We start from the raw sequence: 16,253 nt of genomic DNA, 5'->3' as shown, positions 1-16,253 counted from the left end.
TCAGAGGTCGGTGCTTTATGTTTCAGTGAGCGAAAAGCTCGGTGACGCAAAGCAGCTTGAAGTTGAAGTGTGGCTTAAATAGAAAATTGATGGGTTTCTACCTATTATAAAAATTAATCCTAGGAGAGTATATGCAAGGACCATGGCGCTTAATGCCGCTTGCTACCCTTGTGCTTGGTACCGTATCGATGGTATCGCTCAGCGCACAGGCGCAAACAAGTACTTCACGAGTCGAAGGACTACGTGAAAATAATCCGAGTTGGCATGCTTTGACGGGCGCGCGCGTCGTCACAGCGCCTGGCAAAGTGGTTGAGAACGGCACTGTCGTTTTGCGCGAAGGCGTAATTGTGTCTGTCACGCCCAATGGCCCGATCCCAGCGGGCGCAAGAGTATGGAAGCTGGATGGGCGTACCATCTATCCTGGCTTCATTGATATGGTGAGTGCCATCGGTGTGCCATCGTCTCTTGCCGCTAGTGCACCCGCTGCGCCTGGACGCCCGAGTGCACCTCGCGTATTTAGCGGACGCTCAATTGCTGCAGACAATCCGCGTATCCATCCAGAGCAAGACGTTTCTAAACTCATTGAAGTGAAAGCGGATGAAGTCAAACTCTACAGAGAGCTCGGCTTTACGACCGTCTTAGCGACGCCTGCTGCAGGGATTTTCCGTGGCCAAAGTGCATTATTGAGTTTGAATTCGACAGATAATCCGAAAAATATGGTTCTGTCGACGCGTGTTGCACAACACATGGCGAATGAACTTGAATCAGGTGGGCGTGGTTATCCAGGTTCATTGATGGGCGTGATCGCGCAAGTGCGTCAGACTTTCTATGATGCTCAGTGGTACCAACGTGCGGGTGAGAGCAAGCTCAAAATTGAGCGCCCCCAAATTAATGATTCGCTTGAGGCACTCAAACCAGTTTTAGCCGGGCGCCAGTCGATTATTTACGCCACGGATAATGAACAAGCCTACCAACGGGTCGCAAAGATTCGTGACGAATTTGGTCTCAAAGTGATTTTGCAAGGTAACGGCTTCGAATATCGTCGCGCCAATCAATTAAAGGCGACCGGTATGCCGGTGATCGTGCCGCTTGCATTCCCTAATGCACCTGAAGTTGAACATCCTGACATGGTGCTGGATACGGCGCTGGAGTCGCTGCAGCATTGGGAACAGGCACCTTCAAATCTGGCTTACATTGAAAAGGCAGGGATTGAATTTGCCGTAACACCAGCAGGGTTAAAAGATCCAAAGAAAGACTTTTGGAATCGCTTGCGTCAAGCGATTCGTCGCGGCCTAAGCATTGATCAGGCTTTGGCGAGTTTGACGACCGTGCCCGCAAAATTGATTGGTGAGCAAAAGCGCCTCGGCACGATTGCACCGGGACAGTTGGCCAATTTGGTGGTGGCATCTGGCGATTTGTTCAGTGATGACAAAGCCAATATCGAGATCAATTTTGTCGAAGGCAAACCACTGACGACTGAGAATTACAATCGTTTTGAATTACGCGGTACTTGGACCGTCACGAGTGGCGGGAAAACTAGTACATGGGTGATCGAAGGAAGTTCTGCTAAGCCTAGCTTGAAGGTCGATGGTGCGAACGTCGAACTGAGTTTAAAAGATAGTCAGTTGTTGGCGAAATTCAGTGACAAAACGGGAAGTTATATTGTTGTGGCAGATGGACGTGGCGATCATTTGAATGGCACGATCCAAGATCCACAAGCGAAAGTATGGCAGTGGACTGCGACCAGAAGCAAAGCTGCGTCGACTGATACAACACCAGCAAAGGCAGAAAATATGCCGGTCGCATGGAGCGGCAATTATCCAGCAGGTCCATACGCAATGGCGACACCGGCAAAACCATCTGCAATCTTGGTTAAGAACGCGACAATCTGGACCAGTGCGAAAGCAGGTAAGTTAGAGCAAAGCGATATGTTAGTGGTGGACGGTAAAATCGCCGCGATTGGCAAGGACTTAAAAGTGCCCGCCAATGCCTTGGTGATAGATGCCACAGGTAAGCATGTGTCACCAGGTATTGTTGACGCACACTCTCATACCGCGATGATGCAAGGGATCAATGAGGCAACCAGTTCCATTACAGCGGAAGTTCGTGTCGGGGACATTATCGACGCCTCCAGCATCAATATTTATCGTCAGTTAGCCGGCGGCGTGACCACAGCGAATGTCTTGCACGGCTCGGCGAATACGATTGGCGGACAAAATCAAGTGATTAAATTGCGCTGGGGTGCTGATGCAGAAGGTTTGAAATTAGATGGCGCTTTTCCTGGCATTAAATTCGCGCTTGGGGAAAATGTGAAGCAGGCGAACTGGGGCAACGAATCCACTGGTCGTTATCCGCAAACGCGGATGGGCGTAGAGCAAATCTTGCGTAGCGCTTTCTTGGCAGCGCGTGCCTACAAAGAGGAGCGCGAAGCTTGGAAAAAATCGCCATCGAGTATGCTCGAGCCGCGTCGTGATTTGCAGATGGATACTTTGGTTGAATTGCTTGACCGAAAGCGCATGATTCATATCCACTCTTATCGTCAAGATGAGATCTTAATGTTCGCTCGTGTTGCTCAAGAATTTAATCTTTTGGTTGGCACTTTCCAGCACGTTATGGAAGGTTATAAGGTCGCTGACGTGATCGCTAGCTTGGGCGCAGGTGGGTCGACATTCTCAGACTGGTGGGGCTACAAAATGGAGGTCTCAGATTCTGTTCCATTTAATGGCGCGCTGATGCATAACGCGGGCGTGGTAACGAGTTTTAATTCTGATAGTGATGAGTTGGCGCGACATCTCAATACCGAGGCTGCTAAAGCGGTCAAATACGGTGGTTTGTCGGACACTGAGGCGCTGAAGTTTGTGACCTTGAATCCAGCGAAGCAATTGAAAATCGATCAGCGCACGGGATCATTGGAAGTGGGCAAAGATGCTGACTTTGTGATTTGGAATACTAGCCCATTGTCGACCTTCAGTCATGCCGAGCAAACTTGGATTGAGGGCCGCAAATACTTTGATCGCGGTGCCGATCAGCTTGCGCGTGATGAGGCGAAAGCGGAGCGTACTCGGATTGCCGCAAAGGTCGTGGCGAGCCGCAATCCAAGCCCAGTTTCTTCTGCAAAACCTAACGATGCTGATAAAGTCGTCGCTCCCAAAACACCAGCGGAAATGTTGGCAGCCAATTTGGCCTATTTGGAGCTCAAACAATGGCTGCATATGATGAGTAAACATCGTACTGCTTATTGGGCTGGCGAAGAAGAGCACGAATGTACGGAGAACGAATAATGAAGAAGATGATTTCTATGACAGCAAGTGCCACATCACCAAGTAAACTTGCTATGGCGCGCATGTCGACAGCGACCTTAGCAGCATTAGCAGCCTTTACTGGGATGGTACTGAGCGCGAGCGCATTTGCATCGGAAAATGTACCAGCACCAGCCCAAAAAGTGCCTTTGGTTTTGAAGGGCGCAACGATTCATACTGTGAGCCAAGGTGAGATCCCGAATGGGCAAATTCTGATTGAAAAGGGGCGTATCACTGCGATCGGCAGTACGGTCAATATTCCAGCCAATGCTAAAGTCGTTGATGTGGCGGGCAAACATATTTATCCGGGCATGATTGCTGCGAACACGGTGATTGGTTTGGCTGAGGTACAGTCAGTACGTGCCACTGCAGATTTTGCAGAGGCTGGTGCAATTAATCCAAATGCACGTGCGATTGTGGCCGTGAACCCAGACAGTGAATTGATTCCGGTCACTCGTGTGAATGGTGTGTTGGCGGCGCTCAGTGTGCCCAGCGCAGGCCCTGCGGGGATGATTAATGGTACATCTTCGCTAGTGCAACTGGATGGTTGGACTTGGGAAGACATGACCGTGCAAGCAGAAGTTGGCTTGCACATCAGCGTGCCTTTTATGCGTTTTAATCCCGAGCTCTTTCCCGCGCCTTTGGATTCGCGCCTAGAAGAAATGCGCAAATCGAGTATGCAGCGTGTAAAGATGCTCGAGGATGCCTTTGATTCCGCAATCGCCTATCGTGATGCTCGCGCCAATAAAGATGGCACACAGATCGATGTTCGTTGGGAAGCAATGTTGCCAGTGTTAGCTGGGAAGCGCCCCGTTTTCATGCATGCACAAGACGCAGCGCAGATTCGTTATGCGCTGAATTTCGCGCAACGCTATCAATTAAAATTGGTTATTGTCGGTGGTATGGATACGCCTTTATTTGCCGATACGCTTCGTGCTCGCGAAGTTCCAGTGGTGATCACAGGTATCCATAAGTTGCCGCAGCGGCGCGGGGCGGAGTACGATGAAGCTTATCGTTTGGCGAGCAAGCTATCGCAAGCAGGAGTGCGTTTCTGTATCGCTCGTGGTGGTGCTGATGATGATGCCCATAACGAGAGAAATCTACCATATGAAGCAGCGGTTGCTGTCAGTTTTGGTTTAGATCCCAATGAGGCACTTAAGGCAGTGACTTTGTATCCAGCACAGATCCTAGGAGTTGCGGATAAGTTGGGCTCGATCGAAGTCGGTAAGTTTGCGAATTTGTTTGTCAGTGACGGTAATCCTATGGAAACCATGACTAAGATTGAGCAAGTATTTATTCAAGGGCGCCCAGTGGATTTAAGCACCAAGCAGTCTCGTCTCACCGAAAAATATCAGCAAAGGTATTTGCAGAAAAAAGGTATGGTGGAATAGGTGGTTGATGAGCATGTTGCTCACGCAAGAAAATACCCGCCTCGGCGGGTATTTTTTTATCTGCAATATAGTGCTTGTTGAAGGAATTTTGCAGCGATCGTTTTAGACAATTTTCCAATTGAAAACGATCACTTTTGAATCGATCTTAGATTCGAACTTGCAGCTCTTGAGCGCGTTGATAGATGCATTGTCGAGTTCGCGGTTGCCGCTCGATTGTTCGATACGAGCATCGACGACCTTGCCGCGTACGTCGGTCGCAAAACGAAGCTTCACTGCACCGCTCACATCTTCACGTAGAAGTTGCTCGTTATATGAAGGTGCAGAGCACGCATTGGTCGTAAATGGATTAACGATTTCAGCAGCTTGCGCGTGAAAACTGGCAGCTAAGCTTAGCGTTGTGAAAGCGAGAGAGAAACGAGCGAATGTGTTCATAAGACCTCCAAAAATAACAAATAACGAAAACTGTGGTCGGCGTTTTCGTTCAGGGAAAGTAGCGATTGATTGTGTCAATTGCTGTGCCGTTGGTGTCACTATACGGAGACGATCCTAGATTTTGAAATTGCGTTTTCGCATACAAGTCATCACCTCAAACTATATCTACTTTCATGTTCTGATTTGGTGCGAAGGCTTGTTATGGAGGTCTGCATTTGGCACAAAATCAGTGCAGTTTAGGGCCCTGCAAAAGTAAGAAAAATTGACGCGGATTCTCAATGGTGACGATTTGCACAGAATCGGTGCTTGGTCGTCGTTTGAATAATTTGTGGTTTTTTTTGTGCTGAGGACGATAAAAAATTCACTTCGTCACGAAGTTTTACATTTTTGCGAACTTTTTGAGTTCAGTAAATACGCAAGTTCCTAGTTCGCTGAGATAATGTTAAATCATTCGCATCTCAATTTTTCTTGTGCTAAAAAAGTCCATCATTCGACGTCTCAAGGGCCTAGGCGAGCCACTGGTGTTGTTGCTCGTGGTGGCAATTTTGGTGCTCGTCCCCAAAAAAATAGTTGGTGATCATACGCGCCTTATATGGCGTGGCGAGTTGACCCTGGCAAGCCTGTCTGAATTACAGAGTTTGATTAATGCAAATCCTCAGCAATTCAATGTTATTCAATTTAGACATTCGCCGGGTGCCAGCGCATCAGCAGGTGTCATCATTGAACTGGTTGAAAGTTTGATCAATCGATATCACTTCGATACCGAGGTGCGTGGTGCTTGTGCCTCGGCGTGTGCGAGTTCATTTCTACTCGGCGAAACTCGCACCATGTTACCTGGCTTGCGACACGAACCAACCTACTTGATGCTGCATGCAACGCGTCAGTATAAGACGCGTGAAGTCGACTATAGCCACACTGAGAAAATTTTGCGTAAAATTTCGGCTCGCAGTGAAGGTCGGTTCCCGATGGTTCTGTTGGAGCGCATCTTTGACGATAAGAAGGGGACCGCCGACGGAGAAGTGTATGTGTTTCGTGAGCCACAAGCCTCGGTGGCGGGACCTCAGCATGTTTTTGTATGTGCGACGGCAGTAATGGCTGTGATGGATACCTGCGAGCCCGCTGTCGGTTTGAAGCCGCAGGACCTCGGTATTGAGATTGGTGAATAGAACTGAATATGAGCCGATTTCTTCTACGATTTACATTTTTTTTGTTGCTCGTCTACGGCGGCTTATGCCTTGCAATGTATATCGTGCAAGATAGTTTGATTTACTATCCAATTAAAACATCCCACAAAAATGATAAGAATGCGGTGACCGTTCGTTTGAATGATGAGGACATCGTTGTTGCGTATCAAGCCTCAGAAGGCGAGCGACCAGTTGCGTCAGGCTTGGCATCAGAACAAATGTCGGTAGAACAAACGACAACGCAGAGATCGATGGCCTTGCTTTACTTCGGCGGAAATGCCGAGGATGTGAGTTTGTCCCTTCCTTTGCTGGCGAAAGCCTTTCCGCGAGTTTCAATTCACGCGATGCATTATCGTTCTTATGGTGGAAGCACAGGCCAGGCAAGCCAGAAATATTTGTTTGCAGATGGTTTAGCCCTGTATGATCAATTGAAGCGAGAATATCAAACGGTCATGGTAATGGGGCGCAGTCTTGGGAGTGGGGTTGCGACCTATGTGGCGAGTCAAAGGCCTGTGCCACAGTTGATTCTAGTGACACCGTTTTATAGTCTTGAGAAGGTCGCCCAAGATCAATATCCGTACTTGCCTGTGCGACTTTTATTGCGGGACAAATTTGAGTCTTACCATTACGCACCGATGGTCAAAGCGAATGTCTTGATGCTTGTGGCGGAGTGGGATCAATTAACACCATTGGCGGGTAGTGTGAAGTTGAAGCAAGAGTTCAATGCTGCACAGGCGGTTGAACTGATTGTCATCAAACAAGCGTGGCATAACAGTATTTCGAACCAACCAGGATACCTAGAAGCCTTGCGTCGGTTCGGGGCGCGGTAGCCAAGTATTTATCGTCGAAATTAATTTACCTCAAAGAAAAATTTATTCTTTATGTTGCAAGCTTCGGTATTTAGACCGCATGGAAAATTTTCAGTCAGGGTCGAAGGTCAAATTCTTTTGACCGAAGTAACGGGCCCGTGGAATCGAGAGTTAGTTCAATTTTGGGCCCATCAAGCCTTACAGCTCGCACAGCAATTTCGAGCAGATTATCCCTATGTTGCAGTAACGGAAGTCTACGATTCCATTTTATGTCCACCCGATGCACTAGAGCGCATCGCCCAGGCTGTCGAGTATGCGAATCAGCATTTGTCTTGTGTCGGGCATTGCATCGTTGCAGGGTCGAATGTCGATGGGCGGGACATCATTCGCCATCAGTATGAAAAGATTCAGCTCGGGCAGATTTTTGATAATCGAGACGATGCAATAAGTTGGGCGCGTCAACAACTGGGTTGACGCGCAAATAGAAGGTAGACTAACGATGGCGCCAGTGACCAGGGCGGAAGTGCCAGTGCACGCCAACGCGTTCCCAACGGTGTGGGAACCAAGTAAAGCCAACCCGTGGTGGAGCCCAATAACCGGCGCGCCAGACATGACGGCCACCTTCCCAGTACCAAAAGCCATTAACCCACAAATATCCTGGGGCAGGAGCGACTGTGATCACTTCTTGCATCGGTGGTGGTGGGGCGGTTTCGGTTTGTACCGCCTGCACGTTGACTTCACTACCTGCTGGGTAGTTTGCCGGCGGCGGATATTGTGTGTTTCCTCGGTAGTAAACTGGTGCTGGCGTCATCACGGTACAGGCATTTAACAGCAAACCACTACCGACCACGAAGCTACTTACAAGAACTTTTGAAATAGCGATACTCATAACAAACTCCTTTTGCATTGCGTTGGGATATCCCCTCCCAATTGTCAGCATCTTAGTGAAATGAGCACCAGTTTGCTGTAAGAAGTTGTAACGATTGTTTGCAGGATTTGGTTGTCAAATCAAACGAAGAATTTGATTGGTACCAACAAAACATTATCCAGGTCACGTGATTTCTTGGTTCGATGTCACTTCCTTGCTTTCCACAATCGCAAGAAGGCTTTCAATAGGGCTGGCACTGAGTGGCATTCTTCCCAAATCACGTTCCCATCCAAACAAAAGACGATTAGCGGTGCCACAAACGCGCCCTTGGCAAGGCCCCATGCCACAGCGAGTATGGAGTTTTGCGCTGCGCCAATCTGGGTGTATCTTCAGTTCTTGAAAACGGACATCTTCGCAGCGACAGACAATGGTGTCGTCGCGGCAGAGTTGCGTGAGCTCTTCTCGTAGTGCGAAAGTAGATTCCAAATTGCTGGCGAATGTTTGCCATTTGTTGCGATCTGCTTTGGCCTCGACAATCGTGTTTGCCAATTGTTGCTGTGCTTCCGTTTCGTTCGGTGCAGTGTTATCTGTTTGTGCTTGCTTTAAGCTTAACACGGCTGAACTCGCGGCTAAGCGGCCCTCAACTAATGCGAGATCTACGCCACCAACGCCGGTGGTCTCGCCTGCGCAAAATACGCCTGCGATGCTTGATTCTAACCTTGGACTGAGTGTAAGCGGAGATCGCATGAAAGATTCCTCCGGTAGCTTGGTGGTGTCGAACTTGCAGCCGATTCCCGCGGCAAGTTCGAGGTTCGGAACCAAACCAAAGCCACATGCGAGGAAATCACATTCAATTGTTTTGCGCTCACCAGCGTGCTGGATGACGACGCGTTCGAGTCGTTTGCCACCGAGCGCTTCGAGCACAAAAGCGGTACTCCAGTATTGCTGTTGGCGGAGCTTCCAAGCTAGACCCAATGCCTGCCACAATTTGCTGGGGGTAGCGAAGAGTTTGAAGGCAAACCGTTTTAGTTTGCTGAACGAAGTTTGTTCCACGATATGCGTTACGATGGCGCCCCGCTCGACTAAACTTGCGGCAACGGCTAAGAGGAGGGGGCCTGTGCCGGCGACCACGACGCGCTTACCTTTCACTGGGTAGCCAGATTTTGCTAATGCTTGTAGGCCGCCTGCGCCAGTCACACCGGGCAAAGTCCAGCCGGGGAAGGGCAATAAAAGTTCGCGGGCTCCAGTCGCGATAATGACGCGCTTGGCCATGATCCGGCTCGAGGTCGAAGTCGTGTTTTGTACATGATCGAGCACTGCTGAGAACTGATTGATCGAACCGTTCAGATGGACGACTTTACTTTGAAAGTGACAACGCAAGCGACTTGATTGTGCCAACATCTTGGCGAGCAGTTGCGCTCGTTTATCGTGTTGAGTCTGCGCACCACCACGCCAGATTTGTCCACCAGACTGAAAATTATCGTCGACCAAATCGACTTCATAACCGTGTTCAAGCGCAAGTTGTGCTGCCGCTAAACCGGTTGGACCTGCCCCAATAATCAATAGGTCGGTGTGGAAAGTCGTCGTGTTCATGCGTGATCTCCTGTGACGATTTGGATCCCTTCGATACACAGGGTTTGGCAGGCGAGTTGATGTGGTCGACCATCGATATTGACGCGACATTCTTGGCAAATGCCCATGCCACAAAGTGGTGCTCGTGGAGATCCGTTGACCGCCACTCGGGTTACTTCAACTCCATGCAGTGCCAGCGCTGCAGCGACATTGATTCCAGGAGGAACAGAACAGGCTTGACCGTTGATGGTAATACTCAGTTGCGGTTTCATGATTGTGTTGGGTCGATAGACGTTTCAGGATTGAACATACGTGCCGGCAAAAAAGGGAGCATGCTAATCGCCGAGGTTTGTTCGCAAATGGCGTCTTTGATGAGGTCTGCCGTAGCCAAGGACGTGGTGATACCAAGTCCTTCATGGCCCGTTGCCATCCAGACGTTTTTATAGCGGGGGTGTGGACCAATATACGGCATACCATCAGGTGTGGCAGCGCGAAAGCCGGTCCAGCTACGAATCGCTTTGAGTTGTGCGAGTTGAGGAACGTACTCGATTGCGCGTGCTAGCATTTTCTTTAGCATTGCGGGGTCAACTTCTTTATGCGTCACGTCAAATTGGCGCGATGATCCGATAAACACTTGTCCGGTAGGGCGCGGTTGTAAGTTGAATGCAACCGAGTCACCATCTGCCGCATGTGCACTTTTGATGTAGCCGAGTTCAACGAGTTGGTGACGAATAAAACGTGGATAACGATCGGTAATTAAAAGATGCCCCTTTTTGTAACGCAACGGGAGATCCGGAACTAAGTCACGCGCTCCAATACCATTGGCAATCACGATTTCGCGAGCCCGAATAATTTCACCTGATTGTAAGCGCACACCATGCTCCTCAAGACCGATGACGCGGTCGCGCACCAACTGCGTGCCAAAGTTCATGGCTTGTTCCAACAATATTTGAGCGCTTTTTGGTGGATAAACCAGCGCATCATCGTTCACCAGCACACCACCAGCTAGACCAGGACGTAACTGTGGCTCGTGCTCATACATTTGCTCGGCAGTGAGTAATTCAGCGTTCACACCATGTTCGTTGAGAACTCTGCATTTGTGGACTGCCACATCCATTTCTTCTTGATCGGCGGCGACCCACAGCGTGCCACACTGACTGAACTCATGACGATGAAACTCGCCACCATTTTGTGAGACAAGTTGACGCCAAAGTTCTAAGCTTAAGCGCGTGAGTGCCAATTCATCGGGATTGTCGTCCATAACGACCAGATGCCCCATGCCAGCGGCGGTGGCGCCGCCACCTATAGTACTCGGTTCGACGATTGCCACTCGTTGCCCATGCTTTGCCAACGCGGCGGCGCAAGCACATCCAACGATACCACCACCGACAATAACGATATCAACATGTGCGCTCATGCACGAATACCCCAAACAAATGGATCGTTTTGGTTGAGTATCAAGTCAGCTTCAGCATTGACGAAGGCGCTTCCTCGAATACAAGGATGGATTTTGTTGGTATCGGCACTACGGGTGAAACTCGCTTCGAACACACTGCCGATAATGCTTTCTTGCCGCCACACTTCGCCTTCAGCTAGTTTGCCATCAGCCGCCAAGCAGGCAAGTTTGGCACTGGTACCGGTGCCGCATGGCGAGCGGTCATAGGCCTTGCCGGGGCAGAGGACAAAGTTCTGGCTGTCATTTGCTTCGGCCGACGGTGGTGCAAAGAGTTCGATATGATCGATCTCGGCACCGTTATCTCCAGTAATGCCAGCCTCGGTTAGCGCTTCGCGAATACGCCAACTAAAGCTTGTTAAAACGTCGACATTGGCCAGACGCATATCTTGACCGTGATCGGCGACGAGGAAGAACCAGTTGCCACCCCAGGCGACATCACCAGTCACTGTCCCATGTCCTTCGACCTCGACACGGACTCCTGTCCGCGAACGATATGCAGGAACATTGTGGACGCTGACGCTTTGATCTTGATGCAATTCGACTTCGACCGCGCCCACTGGTGTATCGATTTTGTGTTTTCCAATGCCGAGTTTGCCTTGGTAAGCGAGGGTGGCAACTAAGCCAATCGTGCCGTGGCCACACATACCGAGATAGCCAACGTTGTTGAAGAAAATCACGCCCGCACTACAACTTGGGTCATGCGGTTCGCATAGCAAAGCGCCGACTAAGACATCAGATCCACGTGGTTCGCAGACGACGGCACTACGAAAATGATCGAACTCACTGCGAAATCTCTGAAGTCTTTCGGCGAGAGGGCCATGGCCTAAGTCTGGCCCACCTGACACGATAATGCGGGTCGGCTCACCGCCAGTATGGGAGTCGATAATATGAATTTTTTGCATGTAAGTGATCCTCGCTGTGCCTGGGTACTTGATTGAATAGACTCAGAAAGTGTAACCAACGCGAATGGTCTTGTCTTGCAAATATTAAGGGCTCAAGATGCAGAATTTGGCATAGTACAAGCGATGTCGTAGCGAAAATTAAAGCTTGCTTGCTAAGCCGATTGCATCAATGTCGAATGCACTCATGCTTGAGGACAGAATGAGCTCGTTCATTTCAGAGCTAGTTTGCTAGGGAACTTGTGACGACCTTGGTATTCTAATGGCAATCAAGATGAGTTCAGCGCGGGTTCATTTGCTAGACTCAAGATTGTCTGAAATACTTCCCAATTCTTTTTATCGACGAACAAGTTTTCGAAAAACGATAAAGATCAATTTAATTTGAAGCCCCTCCATACTTTGAAAGCAAATGCATGAAGAAAGTAATTGATTTTCGTAGTGACACGGTGACTCGCCCTAGTGCGGCGATGCGCGCCGCGATGATGGCGGCAGAAGTTGGTGATGACGTATATGGCGATGATCCGAGTGTTAATCGACTACAAGAGAAACTGGCTGATATGGCAGGGCATGAAGCCGCACTCTTGGTTGCGAGCGGCACACAAAGTAATCTGGTTGCTTTGCTGACGCATTGCGGGCGTGGGGATGAGTACATCGTCGGACAGCAATATCACACTTATCTGTATGAGTCAGGTGGTGCCGCCAGTTTGGGTGGTATCGTTCCACAACCAGTTGCAGTTGAGGCCGATGGAAGTTTGGCATTGGCTTCAATTGATGCGGTTATTAAACAAAAAGATATTCATTTTGCGCGCTCACGTTTATTAAGCCTTGAAAATACTCATCTGGGTAAAGTTCTGAGTAATACGTATTTGGCGTCCGCAATCGCTCTGGCGAAAGGCCACCAGCTGGCGACGCATCTTGATGGGGCGCGCGTCTTTAATGCTGCTGTCGCTCAAGGAATACCACTGAGTGCAATCACTGCACGGTTTGATACCGTATCGATTTGCTGCTCGAAGGGACTCGGCGCACCGGTCGGTAGCGTGCTTTGTGGTAGTCGTGCTTTTATCAATGAAGCCAAGCGCTGGCGCAAGATGGTGGGCGGTGGAATGCGACAGGCTGGCTTGTTGGCAGGCGCTATTGAATACGCACTCGACCACCATATTGAGCGTTTGGCAGAAGACCATGCGAATGCGCTTGCGCTGGAAAAGGGCTTGAAGAATATCAGCGCAATTAAGGTAGAAACCGCCCATACCAATATGCTGTATATCGAATTAGAAAGTTCTGAACGTGGCACAGCATTGGGGGCGTACCTACGTGAGCGAGGTATTTTGATCTCAGCAGGAAAACGAATTCGCTTAGTCACGCATCTTGATATAGATCCGGATTCGGTTTCGACCATGATACAAACGATGCATGAATTTTTTAGAGCCTAACCAGTTTCGAACTAACGCTTAACTGATGCTCAGTAAATGCTGTAATGCAAAATTGAGCTCCTTGACTGGGATAGCGATAAGGATCAAGAGTGGAATCGAGCTAACAATCCTCAGAAGTGAAATGAGAATCTCTCTCAGATTCCTGCGATTTTTGGAAGTAATCTTCTAGGCTAAATTGTTAAATAGTGTCTTTTTTGTGAAAGAACCGAAAATAAAGGGTTTATTGTTTTCTGAAAGCAACTAAAATAGCTCCCAAGTAATACCAGTAAGGTGATTGAGAACCTATTCGGAATGAAGTCTCTCAATCCCGTCAAAGTAGTTTGATTGCGCTTTTGTCTTTCTTCAGATGGAAACGATATGAACTTTCAAAACATACGTATTGGTCAACGCTTGGCGCTTGGCTTCGGTGTTGTTATCGCTCTTTTAGTATTGCTTGCGGGACTTTCGTATTACCGCATCACCGGACTTAGCAAAGAAGTCTCTACCATGGTCAAGGATCGTTATCCCAAGACCGTGGTGGCAAATCAAATTAAAGCTCAGCTCAATGAAATGTCGCGCAACATGCTCAATGTATTGATCATGAGCGATGCAGACCAAATTAAAAAAGAGCTCGAGAACATTGCCAAAGAGAATAGTAGCAATGAAGCCGCTTTAGCGAGTCTCAATAAGACGATCACCGATGCCAAAGCGCGCGAGCAACTGGGTGCCATTATGGCGATCCGTGACAAGTTTATTCCTCTTCAAACCAAGTTTATTTCGCTCGTTAATGAAGATCGAAAAGACGAGGCGATGCTCAAATTTTTGTTCTCAATCCGACCGATTCAAAGTAAATATTTCGCGGCCTTAGACGACTTTATTCAACTACAAAATAGCCAGATGGAGCAAGCCGGTAAAGACTCCGAGGCAGTGGCTACGCAAACTAGCGGTTTCATTCTGATTTTGGCTTTGGCCGCAGGTGGTATCAGTATTGTGGTGGCTTTCCTTGCCACTAAGAGTATTACTCGTCCTTTGATTGATGCTGTGCGAGTTGCCAAACGAGTCGCGAAAGGTGATTTGAGTAGCGACATCGAAGTGAATACCTACGACGAAACTGGTCAAATGATGCAAGCTCTGCGTGAGATGAACGATAGCTTGATGAAGATTGTCGGTGAAGTTCGCGCTGGTACCGACAATATCGCTTCGGTTTCAATGGAAATCGCCAGTGGCAATTTAGATCTCTCGAATCGTACCGAAGCGCAAGCGCACTCACTGCAGGAAACTGCATCTTCGATGCGTGATTTGACTGACACAGTGAAGCAAAATGCGGAACATGCAGCGCAAGCAAATCGCCTTGCCTTGTCGGCGTCCGAAGTGGCGGAAAAGGGCGGCACAGTGGTATCGCAAGTGGTGCACACAATGGGGTCGATCAATGCCTCTTCAAACAAAATTGTTGACATCATTGGCGTGATTGATGGTATCGCATTTCAGACCAATATCCTTGCCTTGAATGCTGCTGTCGAAGCTGCGAGGGCAGGTGAGCAAGGACGTGGATTCGCGGTGGTCGCCTCGGAAGTACGTAGCTTAGCGCAACGGTCTGCAGCAGCTGCTAAAGAAATCAAAACATTGATTGGTGCCTCAGTTGATGAAGTCACCGCAGGTAGTAAATTAGTCGAACAGGCTGGCGTCACCATGGACGAAGTGGTCGCCAGCGTTAAACGTGTGACCGATATCATGGCTGAAATTACTTCGGCCAGCCAAGAGCAGAGTTCCGGCATTGAACGTGTTCATCAAAGCATTGCGCAAATGGATAGCGTGACGCAGCAAAATGCGGCCTTGGTTGAAGAAGCCGCTGCGGCTGCTGAGGCAATGCAAAATCAAGCAAGTAGTTTGGCGCAGGTCGTCAGCATCTTCAAATTAAAAGACGGCTATGCGTTGCCGACGCAGACCAACATGAGTGCTGCGCCAAGTCCGAAAGCGCGTCCAGCAATCAACGCACGACCAGCACAACGAGTGACGAGTAACAGACCAGCTTTGGCACGTGGTGGAGATGCCACATCTAGAGGCCGCCCTCAAGAACTCGACGACGACATGGAAGAATTTTGACAAGTATGATGTAATGGCAAGACAGTTTTGCATGAAGTTGCTTTCTGTTTCGTGAGACAAGTTGCTCACAAAAATGAAAGCATGTTGACGATAGACTTTTTATACCGGGAGTTGATATGCGCCAGACCAACCGCCTTACAACAGGCCTTAAATATTTAATCGCTAGCTGCAGTTTAATCTTGGCCTGTGGGCAAAGCTTCGCAAGCACTGAAGTAAATGGTGTGAAATTTGAAGATACCGCTAAAGTCGGTGGTAAAGATCTCAAACTCAACGGCGCCGGAATGCGCGTTAAAGCGGCCTTTTTTAAACTCTATGTTGCGGGTTTATATTTGACCGACAAAAAGACAACGACAGCAGATATCTTGGCCTTGACTGGTCCCAAGCGAGTCCAGATTGTAATGCTTCGTGAAATTAGCTCTGAAGATTTCGGCGAAGCTTTCATGAAGGGACTCAACGACAATTCAGATAAAGCTGAAAAATCTAAATTGGTAAATCAAACGGTCTCGTTTGGTGAGTTATTTGCATCGGTTCCAAGCCTTAAAAAGGGTGATGTGTTGATGCTGGATTGGAACCCTGGAACAGGCATGCAATCTTTTCTAAACGGGAAGCAAATTGGTGCAACGATTGCGGAGCCACTGTTTTTCAATGCGGTATTGAAAATTTGGTTAGGCGACCGTGCGGTCGACAGTACACTCAAAGAAAAAATGTTGGGTGATAAGGGCTAAGGATCAAGATGGAGGGCATCCGTCAATGTCGCGATCAAAACGGACTCTTAGGAGTCCGTTTTTTATTGGGCGAAACACAATGCATTATGCGTTATGCATTGTGCAT

At 48.8% G+C, this 16,253-nt stretch carries 14 protein-coding genes; 8 read left to right on the top strand and 6 right to left on the bottom strand.

What is annotated here, in order from left to right; all coding sequences use genetic code 11:
* Window positions 1-131: 131 nt before the first annotated feature.
* The gene (locus tag RF679_RS11910) at window positions 132-3,281 is read left to right on the top strand and encodes an amidohydrolase family protein (protein WP_309480850.1); all 3,150 of its coding nucleotides are present in this window, start codon (window positions 132-134) and stop codon (window positions 3,279-3,281) included.
* The gene (locus RF679_RS11905) at window positions 3,281-4,690 is read left to right on the top strand and encodes an amidohydrolase family protein (protein WP_309480849.1); all 1,410 of its coding nucleotides are present in this window, start codon (window positions 3,281-3,283) and stop codon (window positions 4,688-4,690) included. Before RF679_RS11910 ends, RF679_RS11905 begins: the two co-directional genes overlap by 1 nt.
* Before the next feature lie 102 nt (window positions 4,691-4,792).
* On the opposite strand, the gene RF679_RS11900 is transcribed toward RF679_RS11905, so the two are convergent.
* Window positions 4,793-5,122: an energy transducer TonB gene (locus RF679_RS11900; RefSeq protein ID WP_309480848.1), complete on the bottom strand. Its 330-nt coding sequence runs from the start codon at window positions 5,120-5,122 to the stop codon at window positions 4,793-4,795.
* 470 nt (window positions 5,123-5,592) lie between these two features.
* Between RF679_RS11900 and RF679_RS11895 the strand changes: the two genes are divergently transcribed.
* From RF679_RS11895 to RF679_RS11885, 3 genes are read left to right on the top strand one after another with little or no spacing between them, the layout of a single operon-like run.
* A complete protein-coding gene (locus tag RF679_RS11895) occupies window positions 5,593-6,288 on the top strand; it encodes a hypothetical protein (protein ID WP_309480847.1) in 696 nt (231 codons plus the stop codon).
* An 8-nt stretch (window positions 6,289-6,296) separates the two neighbouring features.
* Window positions 6,297-7,136, top strand: coding sequence for an alpha/beta hydrolase (locus RF679_RS11890; RefSeq protein ID WP_309480846.1), 840 nt, complete (start codon window positions 6,297-6,299; stop codon window positions 7,134-7,136).
* 51 nt (window positions 7,137-7,187) lie between these two features.
* Entirely contained in the window at window positions 7,188-7,589 is a 402-nt protein-coding gene (locus RF679_RS11885) for a hypothetical protein (RefSeq protein ID WP_309480845.1), read from the top strand.
* Between the two features lie 19 nt (window positions 7,590-7,608).
* On the opposite strand, the gene RF679_RS11880 is transcribed toward RF679_RS11885, so the two are convergent.
* The 5 genes from RF679_RS11880 to RF679_RS11860 all read right to left on the bottom strand — a co-directional run bounded on the left by RF679_RS11880 (window position 7,609) and on the right by RF679_RS11860 (window position 11,913).
* On the bottom strand, window positions 7,609-8,004 hold the full coding sequence (locus RF679_RS11880) for a YXWGXW repeat-containing protein (protein WP_309480844.1): 396 nt from the start codon (window positions 8,002-8,004) through the stop codon (window positions 7,609-7,611).
* Window positions 8,005-8,166: 162 nt separating this feature from the next.
* Entirely contained in the window at window positions 8,167-9,576 is a 1,410-nt protein-coding gene (locus RF679_RS11875) for an FAD-dependent oxidoreductase (RefSeq protein ID WP_309480843.1), read from the bottom strand.
* Complete coding sequence (locus RF679_RS11870; protein ID WP_309480842.1) at window positions 9,573-9,827, bottom strand: (2Fe-2S)-binding protein; 255 nt, start codon at window positions 9,825-9,827, stop codon at window positions 9,573-9,575. Before RF679_RS11870 ends, RF679_RS11875 begins: the two co-directional genes overlap by 4 nt.
* Window positions 9,824-10,972 (bottom strand): NAD(P)/FAD-dependent oxidoreductase, encoded by a 1,149-nt coding sequence (locus tag RF679_RS11865; RefSeq protein WP_309480841.1) that lies wholly within the window; start codon window positions 10,970-10,972, stop codon window positions 9,824-9,826. Before RF679_RS11865 ends, RF679_RS11870 begins: the two co-directional genes overlap by 4 nt.
* Window positions 10,969-11,913 carry a 4-hydroxyproline epimerase gene (locus RF679_RS11860; protein WP_309480840.1) on the bottom strand — a complete coding sequence of 315 codons (945 nt, stop codon included), beginning with the start codon at window positions 11,911-11,913 and terminating at the stop codon, window positions 10,969-10,971. The genes RF679_RS11865 and RF679_RS11860 overlap by 4 nt, the downstream gene beginning before the upstream one ends.
* Window positions 11,914-12,323: 410 nt before the next feature.
* Between RF679_RS11860 and ltaE the strand changes: the two genes are divergently transcribed.
* The 3 genes from ltaE (at window position 12,324) to RF679_RS11845 (ending at window position 16,147) form a co-directional block, all read left to right on the top strand.
* Window positions 12,324-13,340 (top strand): low-specificity L-threonine aldolase, encoded by a 1,017-nt coding sequence (gene ltaE / locus RF679_RS11855; RefSeq protein ID WP_309480839.1) that lies wholly within the window; start codon window positions 12,324-12,326, stop codon window positions 13,338-13,340.
* A 357-nt stretch (window positions 13,341-13,697) separates the two neighbouring features.
* A complete protein-coding gene (locus RF679_RS11850; RefSeq protein ID WP_309480838.1) occupies window positions 13,698-15,422 on the top strand; it encodes a methyl-accepting chemotaxis protein in 1,725 nt (574 codons plus the stop codon).
* Window positions 15,423-15,538: 116 nt separating this feature from the next.
* Entirely contained in the window at window positions 15,539-16,147 is a 609-nt protein-coding gene (locus RF679_RS11845; RefSeq protein WP_309480837.1) for a chalcone isomerase family protein, read from the top strand.
* Window positions 16,148-16,253 lie beyond the last annotated feature (106 nt).

It is taken from the genome of Undibacterium cyanobacteriorum, from assembly GCF_031326225.1.
In the GTDB taxonomy this organism is placed as follows: Bacteria; Pseudomonadota; Gammaproteobacteria; order Burkholderiales; family Burkholderiaceae_D; genus Undibacterium; species Undibacterium cyanobacteriorum.
This window is presented reverse-complemented; position numbering and strand designations above follow the sequence as displayed.

What these genes read in the sequence shown, in the direction of transcription:
- RF679_RS11870 (WP_309480842.1), bottom strand. Translation starts at nt 9,827, where the DNA reads ATGAAACCGCAACTGAGTATTACCATCAACGGTCAAGCCTGTTCTGTT.
- RF679_RS11885 (WP_309480845.1), top strand. Translation starts at nt 7,188, where the DNA reads ATGTTGCAAGCTTCGGTATTTAGACCGCATGGAAAATTTTCAGTCAGG.
- RF679_RS11890 (WP_309480846.1), top strand. Translation starts at nt 6,297, where the DNA reads ATGAGCCGATTTCTTCTACGATTTACATTTTTTTTGTTGCTCGTCTAC.
- RF679_RS11860 (WP_309480840.1), bottom strand. Translation starts at nt 11,913, where the DNA reads ATGCAAAAAATTCATATTATCGACTCCCATACTGGCGGTGAGCCGACC.
- ltaE (WP_309480839.1), top strand. Translation starts at nt 12,324, where the DNA reads ATGAAGAAAGTAATTGATTTTCGTAGTGACACGGTGACTCGCCCTAGT.
- RF679_RS11850 (WP_309480838.1), top strand. Translation starts at nt 13,698, where the DNA reads ATGAACTTTCAAAACATACGTATTGGTCAACGCTTGGCGCTTGGCTTC.
- RF679_RS11845 (WP_309480837.1), top strand. Translation starts at nt 15,539, where the DNA reads ATGCGCCAGACCAACCGCCTTACAACAGGCCTTAAATATTTAATCGCT.
- RF679_RS11875 (WP_309480843.1), bottom strand. Translation starts at nt 9,576, where the DNA reads ATGAACACGACGACTTTCCACACCGACCTATTGATTATTGGGGCAGGT.
- RF679_RS11865 (WP_309480841.1), bottom strand. Translation starts at nt 10,972, where the DNA reads ATGAGCGCACATGTTGATATCGTTATTGTCGGTGGTGGTATCGTTGGA.
- RF679_RS11900 (WP_309480848.1), bottom strand. Translation starts at nt 5,122, where the DNA reads ATGAACACATTCGCTCGTTTCTCTCTCGCTTTCACAACGCTAAGCTTA.
- RF679_RS11905 (WP_309480849.1), top strand. Translation starts at nt 3,281, where the DNA reads ATGAAGAAGATGATTTCTATGACAGCAAGTGCCACATCACCAAGTAAA.
- RF679_RS11910 (WP_309480850.1), top strand. Translation starts at nt 132, where the DNA reads ATGCAAGGACCATGGCGCTTAATGCCGCTTGCTACCCTTGTGCTTGGT.
- RF679_RS11880 (WP_309480844.1), bottom strand. Translation starts at nt 8,004, where the DNA reads ATGAGTATCGCTATTTCAAAAGTTCTTGTAAGTAGCTTCGTGGTCGGT.